This is a genomic window from Streptomyces sulphureus DSM 40104, from assembly GCF_000381025.1.
Taxonomy (GTDB): domain Bacteria; phylum Actinomycetota; class Actinomycetes; order Streptomycetales; family Streptomycetaceae; genus Streptomyces; species Streptomyces sulphureus.
The window spans coordinates 78,024-97,668 of record NZ_KB905819.1 but is presented as its reverse complement, the minus strand read 5'-3'; the positions used below and the strand labels follow the sequence as shown (position 1 = coordinate 97,668).

19 protein-coding genes are annotated in these 19,645 nt (G+C 74.1%); 12 read left to right on the top strand and 7 right to left on the bottom strand.

Translation table 11 applies throughout. The features are described from left to right. Window positions 1-3: 3 nt before the first annotated feature. Window positions 4-516: an Lrp/AsnC family transcriptional regulator gene (locus F603_RS0119760; protein ID WP_425426998.1), complete on the bottom strand. Its 513-nt coding sequence runs from the start codon at window positions 514-516 to the stop codon at window positions 4-6. A 358-nt stretch (window positions 517-874) separates the two neighbouring features. Here F603_RS0119760 and F603_RS0119755 point away from each other — a divergent pair, with 358 nt between their 5' ends. From F603_RS0119755 to F603_RS0119715, 9 genes are all read left to right on the top strand, one after another. Further along, window positions 875-2,053, top strand: coding sequence for a thiamine pyrophosphate-dependent enzyme (locus F603_RS0119755; RefSeq protein WP_019547706.1), 1,179 nt, complete (start codon window positions 875-877; stop codon window positions 2,051-2,053). After that, window positions 2,050-3,084 (top strand): alpha-ketoacid dehydrogenase subunit beta, encoded by a 1,035-nt coding sequence (locus F603_RS0119750; RefSeq protein ID WP_019547705.1) that lies wholly within the window; start codon window positions 2,050-2,052, stop codon window positions 3,082-3,084. The genes F603_RS0119755 and F603_RS0119750 overlap by 4 nt, the downstream gene beginning before the upstream one ends. Next, complete coding sequence (locus F603_RS0119745; protein ID WP_019547704.1) at window positions 3,081-4,373, top strand: dihydrolipoamide acetyltransferase family protein; 1,293 nt, start codon at window positions 3,081-3,083, stop codon at window positions 4,371-4,373. Before F603_RS0119750 ends, F603_RS0119745 begins: the two co-directional genes overlap by 4 nt. A 59-nt stretch (window positions 4,374-4,432) precedes the next feature. Beyond that, window positions 4,433-5,362, top strand: a complete 930-nt coding sequence (locus F603_RS0119740; RefSeq protein WP_106431355.1) for an NTP transferase domain-containing protein — start codon at window positions 4,433-4,435, stop codon at window positions 5,360-5,362. Continuing rightward, window positions 5,359-6,801 (top strand): molybdopterin molybdotransferase MoeA, encoded by a 1,443-nt coding sequence (locus F603_RS0119735; RefSeq protein WP_019547702.1) that lies wholly within the window; start codon window positions 5,359-5,361, stop codon window positions 6,799-6,801. The genes F603_RS0119740 and F603_RS0119735 overlap by 4 nt, the downstream gene beginning before the upstream one ends. After that, the gene (locus F603_RS0119730) at window positions 6,795-7,847 is read left to right on the top strand and encodes a potassium channel family protein (RefSeq protein WP_019547701.1); all 1,053 of its coding nucleotides are present in this window, start codon (window positions 6,795-6,797) and stop codon (window positions 7,845-7,847) included. Before F603_RS0119735 ends, F603_RS0119730 begins: the two co-directional genes overlap by 7 nt. Before the next feature lie 61 nt (window positions 7,848-7,908). Next, a complete protein-coding gene (locus F603_RS0119725) occupies window positions 7,909-8,886 on the top strand; it encodes an NAD(P)H-quinone oxidoreductase (protein ID WP_019547700.1) in 978 nt (325 codons plus the stop codon). 146 nt (window positions 8,887-9,032) lie between these two features. Then, window positions 9,033-9,842, top strand: a complete 810-nt coding sequence (locus F603_RS0119720) for a hypothetical protein (RefSeq protein ID WP_019547699.1) — start codon at window positions 9,033-9,035, stop codon at window positions 9,840-9,842. 85 nt (window positions 9,843-9,927) lie between these two features. Then, the gene (locus tag F603_RS0119715; RefSeq protein WP_016906239.1) at window positions 9,928-10,497 is read left to right on the top strand and encodes a bacterial proteasome activator family protein; all 570 of its coding nucleotides are present in this window, start codon (window positions 9,928-9,930) and stop codon (window positions 10,495-10,497) included. 79 nt (window positions 10,498-10,576) lie between these two features. On the opposite strand, the gene F603_RS0119710 is transcribed toward F603_RS0119715, so the two are convergent. The 6 genes from F603_RS0119710 to F603_RS0119685 all read right to left on the bottom strand — a co-directional run bounded on the left by F603_RS0119710 (window position 10,577) and on the right by F603_RS0119685 (window position 15,735). Further along, entirely contained in the window at window positions 10,577-11,356 is a 780-nt protein-coding gene (locus tag F603_RS0119710) for a TrmH family RNA methyltransferase (RefSeq protein ID WP_019547698.1), read from the bottom strand. Window positions 11,357-11,407: 51 nt separating this feature from the next. Further along, window positions 11,408-12,694, bottom strand: a complete 1,287-nt coding sequence (locus F603_RS0119705) for an HTTM domain-containing protein (protein ID WP_019547697.1) — start codon at window positions 12,692-12,694, stop codon at window positions 11,408-11,410. Continuing rightward, window positions 12,691-13,374, bottom strand: coding sequence for a DUF5819 family protein (locus tag F603_RS0119700; protein ID WP_245600831.1), 684 nt, complete (start codon window positions 13,372-13,374; stop codon window positions 12,691-12,693). Before F603_RS0119700 ends, F603_RS0119705 begins: the two co-directional genes overlap by 4 nt. A 633-nt stretch (window positions 13,375-14,007) precedes the next feature. Continuing rightward, window positions 14,008-14,349 carry a rhodanese-like domain-containing protein gene (locus tag F603_RS0119695; protein WP_019547695.1) on the bottom strand — a complete coding sequence of 114 codons (342 nt, stop codon included), beginning with the start codon at window positions 14,347-14,349 and terminating at the stop codon, window positions 14,008-14,010. Window positions 14,350-14,519: 170 nt separating this feature from the next. Beyond that, window positions 14,520-15,335, bottom strand: a complete 816-nt coding sequence (locus F603_RS0119690; protein WP_245600830.1) for a hypothetical protein — start codon at window positions 15,333-15,335, stop codon at window positions 14,520-14,522. A gap of 52 nt (window positions 15,336-15,387) precedes the next feature. Continuing rightward, window positions 15,388-15,735: a winged helix-turn-helix transcriptional regulator gene (locus tag F603_RS0119685; RefSeq protein ID WP_019547693.1), complete on the bottom strand. Its 348-nt coding sequence runs from the start codon at window positions 15,733-15,735 to the stop codon at window positions 15,388-15,390. Between the two features lie 148 nt (window positions 15,736-15,883). On the opposite strand from F603_RS0119685, the gene F603_RS0119680 reads away from it, so the two are divergent. The 3 genes from F603_RS0119680 (at window position 15,884) to F603_RS0119660 (ending at window position 19,264) form a co-directional block, all read left to right on the top strand. Continuing rightward, complete coding sequence (locus tag F603_RS0119680; protein WP_019547692.1) at window positions 15,884-16,540, top strand: FMN-dependent NADH-azoreductase; 657 nt, start codon at window positions 15,884-15,886, stop codon at window positions 16,538-16,540. A gap of 158 nt (window positions 16,541-16,698) precedes the next feature. Then, entirely contained in the window at window positions 16,699-17,268 is a 570-nt protein-coding gene (locus tag F603_RS0119675) for a TetR/AcrR family transcriptional regulator (protein ID WP_019547691.1), read from the top strand. Between the two features lie 331 nt (window positions 17,269-17,599). Further along, window positions 17,600-19,264 carry an MFS transporter gene (locus F603_RS0119660; protein WP_019547690.1) on the top strand — a complete coding sequence of 555 codons (1,665 nt, stop codon included), beginning with the start codon at window positions 17,600-17,602 and terminating at the stop codon, window positions 19,262-19,264. Window positions 19,265-19,645: the final 381 nt, after the last annotated feature.

The window sequence follows — 19,645 nt, the reverse complement described above, 5'->3', positions numbered from 1 at the left end:
TCCTCACAGCCCCGGTTCCAGCTCGCTCTCCTCGAAGACGAGCAGCGTCCGCGTGCTCAACACCTCGGGTATCGCCTGGATACGCGTGAGGACGAGGTCCCGCAGCGCACGGTTGTCCTGGGTGTGCACGAGGAGCAGGACGTCGCAGTCCCCGCCGACGAGCGCCATGTGCGCGGCGCCCGGCAGCTCCCGCAGCCGCTCCCGGACGCTGCGCCAGGAGTCCTGGACGATCCGCAGGGTGATGTAGGCGGAGGCCGCCTGCCCCGCCCGCTCGTTGTCGATCCGCGCGCCGAAGCCGCGGATCACACCGTCGGCGATGAGGCGGTTGATGCGCGCGTAGGCGTTGGCCCGGGAGACATGCACCCTCTCGGCCACGGAGCGTATCGAGGCCCTTCCGTCGGCGCGGAGGAGTCGGAGGATGTCGCGGTCGACGGCGTCTAGTGCTCTGGGCGCCGGCCGCTGGTCGACATCGGGATGACCCTCCGCCTTGCCCGTGGCCATCTGTTCATCCCTCATGCCCCCTGTCCTCCCCTGTATGGACGCTCTGCCCTCATCAGACGTCTCCGACTGCCGCTTGTCCACATGCGGGTGCGAGCCATGGCCAAACTGCGCCGTCGCTCGAACAATCGGTATGGAGAGCGCGCCCCGCCCGCGACCGAACGGGAACCGCTCCGCCTCCACTGCACCTGCCCCGCCGTCCCGCATCAATCCACCCGGCAGCCGCCCCGGCGCGAATCCCCGCTCCACCGACGGCCCCGCCCTTTCGTCACGCACCGCGTTCGCGGTGCCCCGACACCCGCCCAACTCCCGCAGCCCCGCCCGCCGTTCCCGGGCCGCGGCCCGACCCGGGGGAGCAACCCGAGGAGGAGGTGCCATGACGGTTCTGGACCGCTCAGGCGCACAGCAATCGAGCCCGCACCCGGCCCCGCCTCCCGCATGGCGCCCCGCGGGCGACGCCGCTTCGCTGCTCCCGCAGGACACCCCCTACCGCGTACTCGGCAGCGAGCCGCTCCCCGTGCCCCCCGCCCTTCTCGGCGACGGGCCACGCCCCGACGACGCCGAGCTCCTCGCGCTCCACGGGCACCTCGCCAAGGGCCGCCGCTACAACGAGCAGGCGACGGCGCTCACGAAACAGGGCAGCCTCGCCGTCTACCCCTCCTCGACGGGCCAGGAGGCGTGCCAGATCGCGGCGGCCCTCGCGCTCGCCGAGGACGACTGGCTCTTCCCCAGCTACCGCGACTCGCTCGCCGCCGTCGCGCGCGGCGTCGACCCCGTCGAGGTGCTCTCGCTCCTCCGCGGCGACTGGCACAGCGGCTACGACTCGCGCGCCACCCGCGTCGCGCCGCTCTCGACGCCGCTCGCCACCCAACTCCCGCACGCCGTCGGCCTCGCGCACGCGGCGCGCCTCGCCGGGGACGAGCTCGCCGTGCTCGCGCTCGTCGGGGACGGCGGCACCAGCGAGGGCGACTTCCACGAGGCGCTCAACTTCGCCGCCGTCTGGCAGGCGCCCGTCGTCTTCCTCGTCCAGAACAACGGCTTCGCCATCTCGGTCCCGCTCGCCAAGCAGACGGCGGCACCGAGCCTCGCGCACAAGGGCGTCGGCTACGGCCTCCCCGGCGTCCTCGTCGACGGCAACGACGCGGCCGCGGTGCGGCAGGTCCTCTCCACGGCGCTCGGCCGGGCCCGCTCGGGTGGCGGCCCCGTCCTCGTCGAGGCGCTCACCTACCGCCTGGAAGCCCACACCAACGCCGACGACGCCACCCGCTACCGCGCCGACGACGAGGTCGCCGCCTGGCGTGCGCACGACCCGATCGCCCTCGTGGAGCGCGAGTTGACGGCGCGCGGCCTGCTCACCGAGGCGCACGCGGCACAGGTCGGCGCCGCCGCCGAGGAGCTCGCGAGCGACCTGCGCGGCAGGATGCGCACCGAACCGTCCCTCGACCCGGCCGACCTCTTCGCGCACGTCTACGCCCGCCCCACCCAGCAACTCCGGCAGCAGCAGGCGCAGTTGCAGGAGGAGCTCGCCGCGGCCGCCGAGGGAGGACCCCGATGACCGCGACGCTGCCACAGCAGACCGCACCGCCCACCCCGCTCGGCCGCGCCCTCAACCGCGCCCTGCGCGACGCGCTCGCCGAGGACCCGGCCGTCCACGTGCTCGGCGAGGACGTCGGCACCCTCGGCGGCGTCTTCCGCATCACCGACGGGCTCGCCGCCGAGTTCGGCGACGAGCGGTGCACCGACACCCCGCTCGCCGAGGCCGGCATCCTCGGCGCCGCCATCGGGATGGCGATGTACGGGCTGCGCCCCGTCATCGAGATGCAGTTCGACGCGTTCGCCTACCCCTCCTTCGAGCAACTCGCCTCGCACGCGGCGAAGATGCGCAACCGCACCCGCGGCGCCCTGCCGATGCCGCTCACCGTCCGCATCCCCTACGGCGGCGGCATCGGCGGCGTCGAGCACCACAGCGACTCCTCCGAGGCGTACTACACGGCGACACCCGGACTCCACGTCGTCACCCCGTCGACCGTCGCCGACGCCTACGGCCTGCTGCGTGCGGCGATCGCCTCCGACGACCCCGTGGTCTTCCTCGAACCGAAGCGCCTCTACTGGTCGAAGGAACCGTGGGACGCCGAATCCCCGCACCCGGTACCGGAGTTGGGCCGCGCCGTGGTGCGCAGGCCCGGCACCTCCGCGACGCTGATCGGCTACGGCCCCTCGGTTCCGGTCTGCCTCCAGGCCGCGGAAGCCGCCCGCGAGGAGGGCTGGGACCTGGAGGTCGTCGACCTGCGCTCGCTCGTGCCGCTCGACGAGGAGACGGTGGTCGCCTCCGTCCGCCGCACCGGCCGCGCCGTCGTCGTCCACGAGGCGCAGGGGTTCGGCGGTCCCGGCGGGGAGCTCGCCGCGCGCCTCTCCGAGCGGTGCTTCCACCACCTGGAGGCGCCCGTGCTCCGGGTCACCGGCTTCGACATCCCCTATCCGCCGCCGATGCTGGAGCAGCACCATCTGCCGGGTGTCGACCGGGTGCTGGACGCGGTCGCCCGCCTCCAGTGGGAGAGCGAGTGGACATCGAAGGAGGCGCGATGACGGCCGAACAGGACACGCGGCGAACCGGACCCGACCTCGCCGCGAGCGAGTTCGCGCTCCCCGACCTCGGCGAGGGGCTCACCGAGGCGACGGTGGTGCGCTGGCTCGTCGACGAGGGGGAGCGGATCGACGTCGACGCGCCCGTCGTCGAGGTCGAGACGGCGAAGGCGACGGTAGAGGTGCCCTGCCCGTACGCCGGCACCGTCCTCGCACGGCACGCGGCCGAGGGCGCCGAACTCCCGGTGGGTGCACCGCTGGTGACGATCGGCTCGGCGGAGCGCCCCGCGGAGGCGGAGCCGGCCGAGGACGGCGCCTCGGGCAACGTCCTCGTCGGCTACGGCACCCGCCCGGCCGAGCGCCGCAGGCGGCGCGTGCGTCCGGGCGCGCCCGACGGCGGCCCGCGCACGCCGCCGCCCGCGCACGCGCCCGAGCCGTCCGGCGCTCCCCGCACCGCCAGGGTGATCTCCCCGCTCGTCCGCAGACTCGCCCGCGAACACGGCGTCGACCTCCGCGGGATCGACGGCTCGGGGCCCGAGGGACTCATCCTCCGCGCCGACGTCGAGCGCGCCGCCAACCCGCCTGCGCGGCAGGGGAGTCCGGGCACCCGCCTCCCCCTCACCGGAGTCCGCGGCGCGACGGCGGCGAAGCTCGCCCGCAGCCGCCGCGAGATCCCCGACGCCACCTGCTGGGTCGACGCGGACGCGACCCGGCTCCTCGAAACGCGCCGCGCGCTCAACGAGTCGGCCGAGGAGGAGCGCATCTCCCTCGCGGCCCTCCTCGGCAGGATCGCCACGGCGGCGCTCGCGCGCCACCCCGAGCTCAACTCCACCGTGGACACCGAGGCGAACGAGGTCGTCCTGCTGCCCGAGGTGCACCTCGGCTTCGCGGCGCAGACACCGCGCGGGCTCGTCGTCCCCGTCGTCCGCGACGCGCATGAGCGCACCACGGGGCAGCTCGCCGCCGAGCTGCGCCGGCTCACCGAGGCCGCGCAGGAGGGCCGCCTCGCGCCGGCCGACCTCACCGGCGGCACGTTCACCGTCAACAACTACGGCGTCTTCGGCGTCGACGGCTCCACGCCGATCGTCAACCATCCCGAGACGGCGATGCTCGGCGTCGGCAGGGTCGTCGAAAAGCCGTGGGCCTTCGAGGGCCAACTCGCCCTGCGCCGAGTGGTGCAGCTCTCGCTCACCTTCGACCACCGGGTGTGCGACGGCGGGACGGCGGGCGGCTTCCTCCGGTATGTCGCCGACTGCGTCGAGGAGCCGGCGCGGCTGCTGCGCGCGGTGTGAACGGCGGCGGCGCCGCACCCGTCGTGACGGCGCCGCCGCACCCTCCGTAGGCTCGAAGCGTGAGCCAACGCCCCTGCCCTCCCTACGACGCGGTCGTGCTCGCCGGCGGCGGCGCACGCCGCCTCGGCGGCGCCGACAAGCCGGCGCTCACCGTCGGCGGACGCACCCTCCTCGACCGCGCCCTGGGCTCCTGCACCGACGCCGCGCGCACCGTCGTCGTCGGCCCGCGCCGGCCCACCGCGCGCGCCGTCGACTTCACCAGCGAGAGCCCGAGCGGCGCCGAGGGCCTGGGCCCGCTCGCGGCGCTCGACGCCGGGCTCCGCCGCACCACGGCGCCGCTGCTGCTCGTTCTCTCCGCCGACCTCCCCTTCGTCACCCGCGCCACCGTGCGCGCCCTCCTCGCGGCGGCCGGTGAAGCCGGCGCCGAGGGCGCGCTGGTGCACGCGGAAGGCCGCGACCAGCCGCTCCTCGCCGTCTACCGGAGCGATCCGCTCCGGCGTGAACTCGCCCTGCTCAGGACGGAGTACGGTGCGCTCTCCGGCCTCCCGCTCCGGCTGCTCCTGCCGGAGCTGTCGCTGCGCCGCGTACCCGACGAGGGCCCGCGCCCCGGCGCCGCCTTCGACTGCGACACCTGGGAGGACGTCGTCCGCGCCCGTACCGCGATCAGGGAGCATGGCACCGTGCTGACCGAATGGATGACCGCAGCCAAAGCCGAACTCGGCGTCGAACTCGACACCGAGGGCCCCAAGGACGCCACCGACTCCGCCCCACCGGGCCTCACGACGGCGCTCCTCGACCTCGCCCGCGACGCCGCGCACGGCGTCGCGCGCCCCGCGGCCCCGCTCACCGCCTTCCTCGTCGGTTACGCGGCCGCCAACGCGGGCGGCACCGAGGAGGACGTGCGCGAGGCGGTGCGCAAGGCGACGGCGCTCGCACAGCGTTGGGCGGCCGAGGAGGACGGGACCGAGAGGCGAGCGGAGGAACGATGAGCGGCTCCGACGAACTCGACGAGGCGATCGCCCTCGCCAACTGGGGCCGCAGAGAGCCCGATACGCACCGCGAGGGGAGCGCACCCGAGCCCCGCGCGCACGGCGAGTCCGCGGGCGGGAACGAGCGCCGCGGCCACGCCTCCGCGCTCGACTGGCCGCAGGCCCGCGCCCTCGCCGCCCGCGCCGCCGGCCCGCTCCCCACCGTCACCCTGCCGCTGGAGGACGCGCTCGGGCACACCCTCGCCGCCCCGCTCACGGCGCTCACGGACCTCCCACCCTTCGACACCTCGGCGATGGACGGCTGGGCCGTCGCAGGCCCCGGGCCGTGGGAGCCGGTGGCCCCGCCGGACGAGCCGGGCGTCCTCGCCGGCGGAACGGCGGAACCGCCCGCGCTCACCGACGGCGAGGCCGTACGCATCGCCACGGGCGCCCGGCTGCCCCCGGGCGCGGGAGCCGTGCTGCGCAGCGAGCGCGCGGAGCTCGACGGCACGCGGCTGCACTCCGCCGCGCAACCCCAGCCGGGCACCGACATCCGCCCGCGCGGCCAGGAGTGCCGCACGGGCGACCGCCTCCTCGCGGACCGCCACCCCGTCACCCCGCCGGTGCTCGGGCTCGCGGCGGCTGCCGGGTACGACCGCGTCGAGGTCGTGCGGCGCCCCCGTGTCGAGGTGCTCGTCCTCGGCGACGAACTCCTCCACCGCGGCCTCCCGACGGGCGGCCGCATCAGGGACGCGCTCGGCCCGATGGTCGGCCCGTGGCTCGGCCTCCTCGGCGCCGAGGTGCTCGTCACCCGCCGCCTGGGCGACGACGCGGAGGCGCTCCACGAGGCGGTGGCCACCTCCACGGCCGACCTCGTCGTCACGACAGGCGGCACGGCGGCGGGCCCGGCCGACCGGCTGCGGCCCGTACTGGAGCAGTTGGGCGCCCGCACCCTCGTCGACGGGGTCCGCGTACGCCCGGGGCACCCGATGCTCCTCGCCGCGCTCGACGCGCCCGACGCCGAGCGCCCCCGCCACCTCGTCGGACTCCCCGGCAACCCCTTCGCGGCCCTCGCCGCCCTCCTCACCCTCGCCGAACCGCTGCTGCGCACCCTCTCGGGCCGCGGCCCCCGCAGCGCCGACAGCCCCGAACAGTCCGACCTGCTCGACCCGTTCGCGCTCACCGGCGTCCTCGCCGTCGGACCGGGGTCCGCCGCCGCGCCCGCGCTGCGTCCCGCCTCGGCGCCGCTCGCCGAGGACGTGCCGGGCAGGGGCGAGGAGACCCGCCTGGTGCCGGTGCGTACCGAGACGCCCGAGGTGGGCGTGGCCGCCGTGCGTCCGGTGCACTTCTCGGGTCCCGCGATGCTCCGCGGCATCGCCTCTGCCTCCGCGCTCGCCGTCGTCCCGCCGGGGGGAGCAGCCGCCGGCGCGGTGGTGGAGCTGCTGGGCCTGCCGTGGTGAAGAAGGCGGCGGGCGACACCGGCCAGCGCCAGGTGATGCTGCCGCGCCCCGAGGTCTCCCCGCTGCGGCAGGTGGCGCGGCGGCTCCTCGCGGCGCTGCTGGTGCTGGCGGCGACGGTGGTCGTGGTCTACCTCGACCGCGACGGCTACCGGGACGACAACGGCGGCAGCCTCTCGTTCCTCGACTGCCTCTACTACGCCACCGTCACCCTCTCCACCACCGGCTACGGCGACATCGCCCCCGCCACCGACTCGGCCCGCCTCGTCAACGCGCTGGTGGTGACGCCCTTCCGGGTCCTCTTCCTGATCATCCTCATCGGCACCACGCTCGAAGCGCTCACCGACCGCACCCGCGAGCAGTGGCGCCAGGCCCGCTGGAGGTCCGCCATGCGCGACCACACCGTCGTCGTCGGTTTCGGCACCAAGGGGAGGTCGGCGACGGAGACGCTGCTGGCGACCGGCATGGCCAAGGACCGGATCGTCCTCATCGACCCCAGCAGCCAGGTGATGAAGATCGCCAACTCCGAGGGATACGCGGGCGTCGTCGGCGACGGCACCCGCAGCGACGTCCTCCTGCGCGCGGAGACGCAGCGCGCGAAGCAGATCGTGGTGGCGCCCCAGCGCGACGACACGGCGGTGCTGGTGACGCTGACGGCGCGGCAGCTCAACCCGCGCGTCAAGATCGTCGCCGCGGTCCGCGAGGAGGAGAACGCCTCGCTGCTGCGGCAGTCGGGCGCCGACGCCGTCGTCACCAGCGCCAGCGCCGCCGGGCGCCTCTTGGGCGCCGCGATGCTGAGCCCGTACGCCAGCTCCGTTTTGGAGGACCTCATCCAGCGGGACACCGGTCTCGCGCTCAAGGAGCGCCCCGTCACCCGGGCGGAGGCCGGCCGCTCGCCGCGGGAGACGGCCGACCTCGTCGTCGCCGTCGTCCGCGGCCACCGCGTCCTCTCCTTCGACGATCCGGAGGCCGCCCAACTCCAGCTCACCGACCGGGTCGTGGCCATCCAGCGGGCCGCCCCCGCACCGCCCACGACCATCGAGGACTGAGCGCCCGGCAGGCGGACGGCTCCGGCCCGGCGTGCGCGGTAGCGTCGGGGCCATGTGTGCCATGTATGCCATCACCATCCCCGAGCCCGGCGGCCCCGAGGCACTCGTCTGGGACGAGGTGCCCGCACCCGAGCCGGGCCCCGGCGAGGTGCTCGTCGACGTCGCCGCGAGCGCCGTCAACCGGGCCGACCTGCTCCAGCGCCAGGGGTTCTACGACCCGCCGCCCGGCATCAGCCCCTACCCGGGCCTGGAGTGCGCGGGACGCGTCGCCGCGCTCGGCGAGGGCGTGACGGACTGGTCGGTGGGCGACGAGGTCTGCGCCCTCCTCGGCGGCGGCGGGTACGCGCAGCAGGTGGCCGTTCCGGCGGGCCAACTGCTGCCCGTACCCGACGGGTTGGAGACGGTGCAGGCGGCGGCGCTGCCCGAGGTGGTCTGCACCGTCTGGTCGAACGTCTTCCAGGCCGCGGCGCTCCGGCACGGCGAGACGCTGCTCGTGCACGGTGGCGCGAGCGGAATCGGCACCATGGCGGTGCAGCTTGCGACGGCGTTCGGCGCCCGCGTCGCCGTCACGGCGGGGACGCCCGAAGGGCTGGAGAGGTGCAGGGAGCTCGGCGCCGAGGTCCTCGTCAACTACCGGGAGCAGGATTTCGTCGAGGAGGTGCGGGAGGCCACCTCGGGCCGGGGGGCCGACGTCGTCCTCGACATCATGGGCGCCAAGTACCTGGGGCCGAACGTGCGGGTGCTCGCGACCGGGGGCCGCCTCGTCGTCATCGGCATGCAGGGCGGCCGCAAGGCCGAGCTCGACCTCGGCGCGCTGCTCACCAAGCGCGCCTCGGTGGCGGCGACTTCGCTCCGCGGCCGGCCTCCGGAGGAGAAGGCCGCGATCGTCGCCGCGGTACGCGAGCACGTCTGGCCGCTCCTCGCCGCCGGCGAGGTCTCCCCGATCATCGACCGCACGTTCCCGATGAGCGAGGCGGCCGACGCGCACCTCGCGCTGGAGCGGGGCGGCCACTTCGGCAAGCTCCTCCTGACGACGTGACCGACCCGTGGCGGGCCGCCTCCCGGCTCGGGACCGGTCGGCTGCACGGAACACACTTGTGGGATTTACGCCCGAAATGCCGGAATCCTTGCGCCATGTGACGCTGGTGGCGACAGTGCACCGCCCGGCTCGGGAAGGTCGCAGCCGTGGGACACGCTCGCCATGCAGAAACCGGCCGCCGCCCAGGGCTCAGCTCCCTCCGCGACACCCTCCTTTCCCTCCTCGTCTGTACCGCCGTCGCCGTCCCCGCAGCGGCGACCGCGACGCCTGCGCAGGCGAGCCCGACCGCCGCGGCCCCCGGCCCCTCCGCCCCCGGCCCGTACGACCGCGACCCGGGTCCGAGCGAGGCCGGCAGTGCGCAGCAGTGGCCGGGCCGCCTGCCGACCACCGCGCTGCCGACCGGCCTCCCGCCCGCCGCCGAGGCGCCGCACCCCGGGGGACACCCCGGCGGCTCCGGCGATGCGCCCGCGCACTCGGCGCAGGAGGAGGCGCGTCGGCTCGCGGACGCGGCGCGGAAGAAGGGTGAACGCCTCGCCAGGGAAGCGGAGAAGCAGGCGCGCGAGGCGATCGGCACCCCGGGGGTGGCGCCCCGCCGGGAGACGACCGCGCGGCCACCCGTTTCGGACGCACGGGACCCGCAGCCCCACCACGCACCCGAGCCCTCCAAGGACCGCACCCCGAAGCCCCGGAAGCCCGGCGCGGACGAGCGGCGCGACGCCGACCACCCGCGCAAGCACTCCGACTCCCCCCGCAGGCAACCGAGTTCGCCAGCAGCGAAACCGGAGGACGCCTCCCGGGCTCCCCTTCCCTCGCACGAGGCGGAGGAGGCCGGCGCCGTCCCCGGCACCCGCGCCCACGCCGGCCGCCAGGTCTTCCCCGTCCTGTCGCTCGGCGCCGGGCTCGGCCTCATCGGCCTCGGCCTCGGCTTCCTCGGCTACCGGCTCCGCCGCGGCTGACGCACACGCCGCACCGACCGCGGGCGGCCACCCGGTGCCGGGGTTGCCGGGCACGGGAGGGTCGGGGCGTTGCAGAATGGTGGGTATGACACAGCCGAGCAACGAACAGTCGTCTCAGGAGAGCCCGCAGGTCCTGGTCGTCGGCCCGGACGGGATGGCTCTCGGCACCACCGCGAAGGGCGGTGACGCCGAAGGCGAGGAGCAGGCTGAGGTCCCCGTGACGGAGATGGTCGAGCAGCCCGCGAAGGTCATGCGGATCGGAAGCATGATCAAGCAACTGCTGGAGGAGGTGAAGGCGGCCCCTCTCGACGAGGCGAGCCGCGCCCGCCTCAAGGAGATCCACACCAGCTCCATCAAGGAGCTGGAGGACGGCCTCGCACCCGAGTTGATCGAGGAGCTGGAGCGGCTCTCCCTCCCCTTCACCGAGGGGTCCAACCCCACGGACGCCGAGCTGCGGATCGCGCAGGCCCAGCTCGTCGGCTGGCTCGAGGGCCTCTTCCACGGCATCCAGACAGCGCTCTTCGCCCAACAGATGGCGGCGCGGGCCCAGTTGGAGCAGATGCGCCGTGCGCTGCCCCCGGGCGCCGTCCCCGAGGACATCGCCAAGGCCGCGGGCGAGGACCCGGGCGCCCGCTCCGGCGGCCCCTACCTCTGACCTCTCCCTGACGCGCACCACCCGGGGTCCGGCCCTCCGCCCGCGCGGCGGAGGGCCGGGCCCCTCGTCCTTTCCCGGCTCACGGGCGCCGCGACATCCAGTGGTAGAGCACCATCGCCACGCTCGTCGCAAGGTTGTAGCTGGAGACGAGCGGCTCCATCGGAAGCGAGACGAGCCGGTCGGCCCGCTTCCGCAGCGCGGGGGAGAGGCCGTGGCGCTCGGTGCCGAAGGCGAGGAGGACGCCCTCGGGGAGATCGAGGCCGCGCAGGTCGTCGCCCTCGGGGTCCAGCGCGTAGAGCGGGCCCTCGGGGAGCGCGTCCGGCTCGGCCCTCGCGACGGCCGTCGCGAAGTGCAGCCCGGCGCCTGCGCGTACGGCGGCCGGGTGCCAGGGGTCCGTCCCGCCCGTGGTGAGGACGCCGGCCGCACCGCATCCGGCGGCTAGGCGTACGACGGCGCCGACGTTGCCGAGGTTGCGCGGATCGTCGAGCAGGACGAGCGGCGCCGTGCGCGCACCGGAGCGCGGCACGGCGGGTGCGCCGGCGCGGGCGGCGAGGGCCGCGACCCCGGTCGGGTGGGCGCGCGGCACGAGGGTGCCGAGGGTGCCGGGCGGGACCTCGTCGAGCAGCGTCCGCAGGGGCGCCGTGAGGTCGGGTGCGAGGGCGTCGGCGAGGTCGAGCACGGACCCGGCGTCCTCGGTGAGCGCGACGGGGACGTGCGCGCCGAAGCGCAGCGCGTGCTTGAGCGCGTGGAAACCGTCGAGCACCACCGCTGCGTCGCCCTCGTCCGCCCGGAGCCGGTGCCAACTCCGCACGGGCGCAAGCGGATCGGGCGTACTGGACGTCTCGGGGCGGTGCGGCATCCTCCCGAGCCTAACGGGCCCCGCGGGAGCGGCCGTCGCGCCGCCTCGCGGTCAGCGCCGTGCCCGGTCCGCGTCCGCGGCCTGCGCGGGGTCGGGTGCCGGCGCGTCGGCGGAGCGCGGGCGCGGCAGGTGGCGCGGGGCTTCCGCGTCCGGGCGGCGGCGGGTGAGCCGGCGGCGGAGCGCGTCGGTGCGTGCGCCGGTCCACACCAGGAGCGCGGTGGGGAGGAAGACGATGTCGGCCGCGATCATCGCGAGGGAGAAGAACGGCAGCCCCAGGAGGACGGCGATGCCGAGGTGCTCGACGATCATCAGGGCGAGCAGGACGTTCTTCGCGCGCCGGTTGAGGAGCGTGAAGGGGAAGGCGACCTGCATGAGCACCGTGCCGTAGGTGACGACCATGATCATCAGGCCGTTCCCCGCGAGCACCTCGCTCAGCTCGGGCCACGGCGAGAAGTAGTCCAGGTGCATCGGGTAGTAGACGGCGGTCCCGTCCTGCCAGCGCGAGCCCTGGATCTTGTACCACCCGGCGGTCGCGTAGATCAGGCAGACCTCGACCATGATCACCAACAGCGCCCCGTTGTGGAGGACGTTGGCGACGACATCCATCAGGTCGCGGCCCTCGGTGTTGCCGGTGGTGGCGGCCGTGCGGGTCAGCAGCCACCACGCGCCCTGCGCGAGCCAGAGCCCCCAGAAGAGCAGCCCCCAGCCGAGCGAGAACCCCCCGGTGAACGTCCCCCCGAGCAGCACCGCGCCGCAGACCGCCCAGAGCACGGGACCCGTCGCGCCGAAGGAAGGCCCCCCGTCCGCGCACCGGCGCGCCCGCCTCGCGTCGAGCGACCACACCCGGGCGCACCTGGTGAAGACGAGGTAGATCGCCATCAGGTGGATGACGTTGTCGCCGCCGTCCCCCATGAAGATGCTGCGGTTCTGGAGGGAGAGCACCCCGACCATGAAGAAGACCGAGCTCATCCGCGTACGCCAGCCGAGGAGGAGCGCGACGCTGGCGAGGATCGCCAGGTGGTAGACGAGCTCGAACCAGAACTGGGAGCTCGACCACATCAGCACGCTGAACGCGTGGTTGGAGTCGAGCAGCCGCTCCCCGAGCTCGAAGCTCCAGGTGCTGTCGGGTCCGTAGAGCCGGCGGCGGTGCGGCCACTCGCGGAGCAGGAAGAAGAGCCAGGCCGTCCCGAAACCGATGCGGACGACCGCCGTCTGGTACGGCCCCAGCACGCTGCCCGTCACGCGGGCCAGGGCCCGCGAGAGCCAGCGCTCACCCCGCGTCTGCGTCCACCCGGCCGCCCGTTCGCCGTCGTGCTGCGGCACCTGCGCCTCGCTCACCTGCCTGCTCCTCCGGGAAGGTCGGAGCTGGCGATCTGCCACCACGGCTGGGTGCTGTACTGCGTCTCGGTGTCGATGCGCTCCTCGCTCCAGCCGGGCGCCGCCACCGGTGTCACCGCGGAGCGCACCTGTATCCGCTCGACGGTGCCGCCGTTGAGCTCGGGACCGAAGCGGTGCATCACGATCCGCTTGAGGTACTCCTGGGAGAGTTCGCCGCGCATGCCGATGGGCTGGCCGTCGTCGTCGTGGTAGTTGCCGAAGAACTCCCACGCGCGCCGGAGTTCGTTCTGCTGGGTGTGGCTGGGCGCGGGGTTGCCGCGTATCGCCTCGCCGTCGACGGCGGTGAGGTCGACCCAGCCGGTGGTCTCGTTGCCGCCGTCGTCGTGGGCCACCACGGCGCGCGCGTGGACGTGGATGTTCTGCTGGAGCGGGTTGGGCGCGAAGAGCTTCCAGTTCTGCTCGAACTCGGGGTAGACGTACGCGTCGATCGCGGCGTCGTGCTTCTTGCTGAGGCTGTTGTCCGGCGCGACGTGGAGGAAGACCATGCCGAGGTGGACGGACGCGCCCACCGCCACGGCACCGACGGCGAGGGCGGCGACGATCCTCGTCCGCAGGGGGAGCGCGGCGGCACCGACCGGGGCGCCCGGCTCGTGCGCCGGCTCGTGCACTTGTGGCTCCATGCCCTCCCAGCTCCCCACGTTCCCCGTCGACCGCACCCCGCCCGGAAGTACGCGCGCGCTCACCCTATGACCCCGGGGCGCACAACAGCAGCCCTCGCTCCGGCTCCCCACTGCATCCGCACAACCCCGCGCGCCACTCGAAGTGCGCGTGACACCCGGCAGCGGGACCATGACCGCGTACGGGCAGCACGACGGTTGGCCCGCACACGAGGGCAACGTACCGTGCGACGGGTGACGCACACCGGCTCGCGGGACGTTCGGCCGGAACCGGGGCCCCTCGTCCCGTCGAACCGGCCGCCCGCAAGCGGGAGTTGCCCGCACGTGAGAGGTGGAACGACGTGAGAGAGCCCCAGCCCCCACCGGAACCCGGAACACCACCCGAGCCGAACCCCCCGGACCCGGAGCCCACGCCCGGCCCCGACCCCCGGCCCACACCGGTCCCGGGCCCACCGGGTCCGAACCCGCCGGGCCCTGAACCCACCCCCGTACCCCCTGGCCCCAACCCCCCGTCCCCCGGGCCGCAGCCGGACCCCGCTCCGCCACCGCAGCCGGAACCGGGCACCCCCGCACCGCCCGGCCCTCCCGACGTGCCGGGCGGCGAGCCCGACTCGCCCTAGCGGAGCGGTGGTTCGCCTACACCACCTGGGGCTCCGTGCCGCCCTCCGCGACGAGCGGACGCCCCGCGGCCTCCCAGGCGAGCATGCCGCCCGAGACGTTCACTGCCTCCACCCCCTGCTGAAGGAGGTACTGCGCGACCTGCGCCGAGCGCCCCCCTGCCTTGCAGACGACGTACACCGGCTGCCCCTCGCCCGTGCGCGAGGTCACCTCGCCGAGCCTGCCGACGAACTCGCTCATCGGCACGTGCAGCGCCTCCTCTGCGTGGCCCGCGTCCCACTCCTCGTCCTCGCGGACGTCGAGGAGGAGCGCGTCGGCGGGCACGGACGCGGCGTCGACCTCGGGCATACGTGCGTTCATCTCCCACACCTCTTCCGGTTTCGTGCGGCGGGCGCGACCCGCCGGACCGTTCTCGTCTTGCGGCGCTTCCGGTCCGACCCGTTGGCCGGGCGAGAGAAGGTACGTCGCACGGAAGCCGCGGACGAGGACCGGGTACGGCAGCGCGCCGCGGGGGTGACGGTAGCGGGGGCTCAGTCGCCCGTCCGCAGCCGCTCCAGCTCCGTCTCCCGCTGGGAGACCTGCGCGAGGAGCTTCTCCGCGATCTCGTCGAGGAGCGCGTCGGGGTCGTCGGGCGCCATCCGCAGCATCGAGCCGATGGCGCTCTCCTCCAACTCCGAGACGATCGCGGTGAGTTGCTCCTTCCGCTGGGCCAGCCACTCCAGGCGTGCGTAGAGCTCCTCGGCGCGCGTCAGCTCCGTCGGCTCGGGGGAGGGGCCCGCGGCCCACTCCTCGGCGAGGGCGGTGAGCGCGGCCTCGTCGCCGTCCGCGTAGGCGCGGTTGACGCGGACGAGGAACTCCTCGCGGCGCTTGCGCTCCGGCTCGTCCCTCGCGAGGTCCGGGTGGGCCGCGCGCACCAGCTCGCGGTAGGCCCGCCGCGCGTCCTCGCTCGGGCGTACGCGGCCCGGCGGGGTGACGGACTGCTCGTTGAGCATCGCCGTCGCCTCCGGGCGCATCCCCTCGGAGTCGACCCAGCCGAAGAAGAGCTCCTCGACCTCGGGCATCGGCAGCACGGCGGCGCGCTTCTCGCGCGCCGTGCGTGCGTCCTCCGGGTCCTCGCTGCGCTCCGCCACGGCCTCGGCGATCTGGGCCTCGAGTTCGTCGAGGCGCGAGTAGACGGGGCCGAGTCGCTGGTGGTGGAGGCGGGAGAAGTTCTCCACCTCGACCCGGAAGGACTCGACGGCGATCTCGTACTCGATGAGCGCCGTCTCCGCGGCACGCACCGCCTGCTCCAGGCGTGCGGTACCGCCGCGTTCGGCGGTCGGTCCGGCTTCCGGGTTCGCGTTCATCCCGACCAGCGTACGCACCGGGGCAAACCGCGAACGGCCGGCTCCGTACGCCTCAGTCCCTGAACTCCCCGGGGCAGCGCGCCCCTTCGCCCGCCCGCAGGTGCTCCTCGGCCCACTTGGTGAGCTCGACGAGGGCCGGCCTGATGGCCCTGCCGGCGTCGGTGAGCTCGTAACTGACGCGCAGCGGCGGGCCCTCCTCGACGGTGCGGCGCACGAGGCCGAGCCCGGCGAGTTCGGTGAGGCGGTCGGAGAGCATCCGCTCGCTGATGCCGGGGACTGCGCGGCGGAGTTGGGCGAAGTGCCCGGGACCGTTCATGAGGGCGGCGAGGATCAGCCCCGTCCAGCGCTTGCCGAGGAGTTGGAAGACGCGCGTCATCCCGCTCTCGGGCTCGGTGCACATCTCTCCCGGCCCCGCTGGTTCGTCCCGCAGCTCCGCCATGCGCCTCAGGGTACTAGGACAAGTCAAGGAGATGCAAAAAAGTAAGTAGCTGTGTTATCAATAGGTGCGGGGGGAACAGAACAAACTTATGCAACACAAGGAGTTACAGGTGGCCACCCTGCTGCACATCGACTCGTCGCTCTTCCCCGACTCGGGCTCCGTCTCGCGCGACGTCACCGCCTCGTTCCGCAAGGCCTGGGAGGAACAGCACCCCGACGGCACCGTCGTCTACCGCGACCTCGCGGCGAACCCCCTCCCGCACATCGACGTCACCGCCTTCACCTCGGCGCTCGTCGCCCCCGAGGAGCGCACGCCCGAGCAGGCCGCCGCCTACGAGCTCCGCGACACCCTCGCAACGGAGTTGGAGCAGGCCGACGCCGTCCTCATCGGCGCCCCGATGTACAACTTCACGATCCCGTCGACGCTCAAGTCCTGGCTCGACCAGACGATCCTCATGGGCCGCACGACGGCCACCGAGAAGCCCTCGGCCGCCGGCACCCCCACCACCGTCGTCGCCAGCCGCGGCGGCGGTTACGGCCCCGGCACCCCGCGGGAGAGCTTCGAGTTCGTCCTCAACTACCTGGAGAAGATGCTCGGCGAGGGCGGGTTCCAGCTCGACCTGGAGTTCATCGTGCCGGAGCTGACGCTCGCCGAGGGCAACCCGGCGATGGCCGAACTCGTCGGCCTCGCCCGCGAGTCGCGCGCCAAGGCGCACGAGTCGGCGACGGCCCGCGGCAAGGAGATAGCGTCCCGCTTCACCTCCTGAGGTTCGCGACTCCACGACTCGGCCCCGCTCCCCGACGGGAGGGCGGAGCCGAGTCATGCGGCAGGAAGAGCCCCAACTCCGGTGTTGGAAGCCTCACTTGCCGCGTCCGGGAGCACGCGCGAGTTGACAGCCGCAGGGGTGAGTGGTTGATTAATCACATGCCGAATCCCGTCTCGCAGCGACAGCTCTCCACCGCCGAGGAGCGGCGCAGGACAGTCCTCACCACAGCCGTCAGCGCCTTCGCCGCCCGGGGCTATTTCGGCACCACCACCACGGACGTGGCCCAGCGGGCAGGCATCTCCCAGGCGTACGTCTACCGCCTCTTCCCCGACAAGGAAACGCTCTTCGTCGCCGTCTCCGAGCACTGCTTCGCCCGCATCCGCGAGAGCTTCGGCGACGGAGCCGCCGCAGCGAAAAGCACCGCACCGCAGGACGTACTCGACGCGATGGGCGACGCGTACGCCCGACTCATCGCCGACCGCGACCTGTTGCTGCTCCAGCTCCACGCACAGTGCGCCGCCGCGTCGGAGCCCGCCATCCGCGAGGCGGTGCGCACCGGGTACGCACGGCTCGTCGAGTACGTACGCGGCGTCTCCGGCGCGGCGGAGGCCGACATCCAGCGGTTCTTCGCCGTGGGCACGCTCTGCCACCTGGTGGTCGCCATAGACTCCCACGAGGTCGACGCCCCCTGGGCGCGGACGCTCTCCGACGGGCTCCGCCACTACTGAAACCCGAGGGGAGGTGACCCCGTGTCCCGCTCCGCCGCCGTCCGTTGGGCCCTGCTCGCGCCGCTCGCCGCGCTCGACGTGGCGCTGTTCGCGCTCTGGCGCTGAACGCCGCAGGCACAGCACCGCGCTCACCGCGGCCCTTTTTTTGGCCCAAGTAGTGAGTGGTCAACCACACATAACACCGGAGGAGACACCGCCATGACCGACACCCCGACCACCGCCCCGAGCACGGAACGCGTCCTCTGGTCGCTGACGCTCGCCGTCCTCCTCTTCGCGCTCCTCTTCATGGTCGCGCTCTGGCACTGACCGGCCGCACGAAAGGAGCGCCACCATGGCCACCACGACGACACCGCACGCAGCGCGGCAGGAGCCCTCGCGCCTCGCCCGGGCCACGGTCCTGGCCGCGGCGACGCTCACGCTCATGGCCGCGGCGATCATCGCGCCCGGACTGCCCGCGATGGAACGGGAGTTCGCCGGCGCACCCGGCGCCGACCTCCTCGTCCGCTTCGTGCTGACCGTCACCTCGCTGGCCATCGCACTCACCGCACCGGCGGCCGGGCTCCTCGCCGACCGCCTCGGACCCCGCGCGTTGCTGGTGTCGAGCCTCGTGCTCTACGCACTCAGCGGCACGGCCGGAGCCTTCGCCACCGACCTGTACCTGCTGCTGGCCACCAGGGCGCTGCTCGGCGTCGCGGTGGGCGGCATCATGACGGCGGTCGCCGCCACCCTCACCGGCTGGTTCGACGGGCAGCGACGGGCCTCGTTCCTCGGGCTGCAACAGGCGTGCGCGAGCCTGGGCGGCGCCGTCTTCCTGCCGCTCGGCGGGCTGTTGGCCACGATCGGCTGGCGGGCACCGTTCTGGCTCTACACCGTCTCGGCCGCCGTCGCCGTCCTCGCGCTGCTCGCCCTGCGCGAGGAACCGCGGCCCCGGCTCGGCGGTACGGCCGCCGAGCCTCACCGGGGCGCGCGGAACGGCGGCCGCATCCTCGGCGTGTACGCGGTGGCGCTCCTCGCCACGGTGGTTTTCTACATGGCGCCCACGCAACTGCCGTTCGTACTCGGCGAGTTCGGCAGCAGCACCACCGTCGTCGGCGCGGTGATCGCCGGGAGCACGCTCTCCGGCACGGTCGGCGCCCTCGCCTTCCCCGCCCTGCGCCGGAGGTCGGCCGCCACGACGCTCACCGCCTCCGCCCTCGCGCTGCTGGGCGCCGGCTGGCTGCTCGTCGGCACGGCCGGGACGACCGTCCAAGTCCTGACGGGCATGCTCGTCGGCGGCGCCGGCGTCGGGCTCGTCGTGCCCAACCTCAACCTGCGGCTCAGCGAACTCGCCCGTCCCGAAAGGCGTGGCCGGGTCCTCGGCGGCCTCGTCACGGCCGTCTTCCTCGGGCAGTTCCTCTCCCCGCTGCTCGTACAGCCCCTCGCCGGCACCACCGGACTCGCCGACGCCTTCGCCTGGGCCGGCGGTGCGACGGCGGTCGGCGCCGTCGTCGCGGGGCTCGTCCGGCTCGCCACCGTCCCACGGTCGCGTCATGCCCCGGTGACACCCGAACCCAGTGAACACACCGAAAGGAAGCATCCGATGATCCACCACTGCGTCCGCTTCACCTTCAAGCCCGGCACCGCGCCGGAGCAGCTCGAAGAGGCCCTCGCGAGCCTCCGCAACCAGGGCGAAGTGATCCCCTCCGTACGCTCCTTCCTCGTCGGCCGGGACCACGGCGGCACGTACGAGTGGGGTGCCACCTTCCGGATCGAGGACCTCGACGGCTACTGGGAGTACCTCATGCACCCCGCCCACCGCCGCACCGACGAGATAGGGCTGCCGCTGGTCGACAAGTTCGTGTCGTTCGACCTCACCGACGACCCGGACCCGGAGACCGGCGAGCGGATCGCCGCACTCCACCAGCGCCGCTACGACGGCGACCCCGCACTGACCCGACTCGTCTCCGACCTCGGCGAGTACGAGGGCAGCGCGGCACCCGGCCCGCACGGGGCCTGACGCACGCGCCGCCCGCGCGGCCTCGACGTTGCCGCGAGGGGCGCACCGCGTACGGGCGAAATGAGCGCACTCTGCTGCTAGTTGGCCGCACAGGGGCAGGCGCCCCGCGGCACCGAAGCGCGAAGAGCCCAACCGTCCCGAGCGTTCAACCGACCGGGGAACGGCTCGCCTCGTGACAAGGAGGCGAGCCGTCCCTCCGCCGCTGCCGGCCCCTGTCACCGGCGCACCAGTCGTCGGCTCCTCGTCCAGGGCGGTCGGGTGCCGTTGACAACTGTCGCGGCTTCCGTGACGCCTGTCACCGATCGCTCCGGCGCCCCTCCTCCCGACCGCCCGCCGAACCCTACGGTCGCTCTGCCGGCAACCCGCAGGCTGCGGGAGGAG

Excerpts from the sequence above, each read along its gene's own strand:
- F603_RS0119760 (WP_425426998.1), bottom strand. The coding sequence starts at position 516 with ATGAGGGATGAACAGATGGCCACGGGCAAGGCGGAGGGTCATCCCGAT.
- F603_RS0119755 (WP_019547706.1), top strand. The coding sequence starts at position 875 with ATGACGGTTCTGGACCGCTCAGGCGCACAGCAATCGAGCCCGCACCCG.
- F603_RS0119750 (WP_019547705.1), top strand. The coding sequence starts at position 2,050 with ATGACCGCGACGCTGCCACAGCAGACCGCACCGCCCACCCCGCTCGGC.
- F603_RS0119745 (WP_019547704.1), top strand. The coding sequence starts at position 3,081 with ATGACGGCCGAACAGGACACGCGGCGAACCGGACCCGACCTCGCCGCG.
- F603_RS0119735 (WP_019547702.1), top strand. The coding sequence starts at position 5,359 with ATGAGCGGCTCCGACGAACTCGACGAGGCGATCGCCCTCGCCAACTGG.
- F603_RS0119725 (WP_019547700.1), top strand. The coding sequence starts at position 7,909 with ATGTATGCCATCACCATCCCCGAGCCCGGCGGCCCCGAGGCACTCGTC.
- F603_RS0119715 (WP_016906239.1), top strand. The coding sequence starts at position 9,928 with ATGACACAGCCGAGCAACGAACAGTCGTCTCAGGAGAGCCCGCAGGTC.
- F603_RS0119710 (WP_019547698.1), bottom strand. The coding sequence starts at position 11,356 with ATGCCGCACCGCCCCGAGACGTCCAGTACGCCCGATCCGCTTGCGCCC.
- F603_RS0119700 (WP_245600831.1), bottom strand. The coding sequence starts at position 13,374 with ATGGAGCCACAAGTGCACGAGCCGGCGCACGAGCCGGGCGCCCCGGTC.
- F603_RS0119695 (WP_019547695.1), bottom strand. The coding sequence starts at position 14,349 with ATGAACGCACGTATGCCCGAGGTCGACGCCGCGTCCGTGCCCGCCGAC.
- F603_RS0119690 (WP_245600830.1), bottom strand. The coding sequence starts at position 15,335 with ATGAACGCGAACCCGGAAGCCGGACCGACCGCCGAACGCGGCGGTACC.
- F603_RS0119685 (WP_019547693.1), bottom strand. The coding sequence starts at position 15,735 with ATGTGCACCGAGCCCGAGAGCGGGATGACGCGCGTCTTCCAACTCCTC.
- F603_RS0119675 (WP_019547691.1), top strand. The coding sequence starts at position 16,699 with ATGCCGAATCCCGTCTCGCAGCGACAGCTCTCCACCGCCGAGGAGCGG.
- F603_RS0119660 (WP_019547690.1), top strand. The coding sequence starts at position 17,600 with ATGGCCACCACGACGACACCGCACGCAGCGCGGCAGGAGCCCTCGCGC.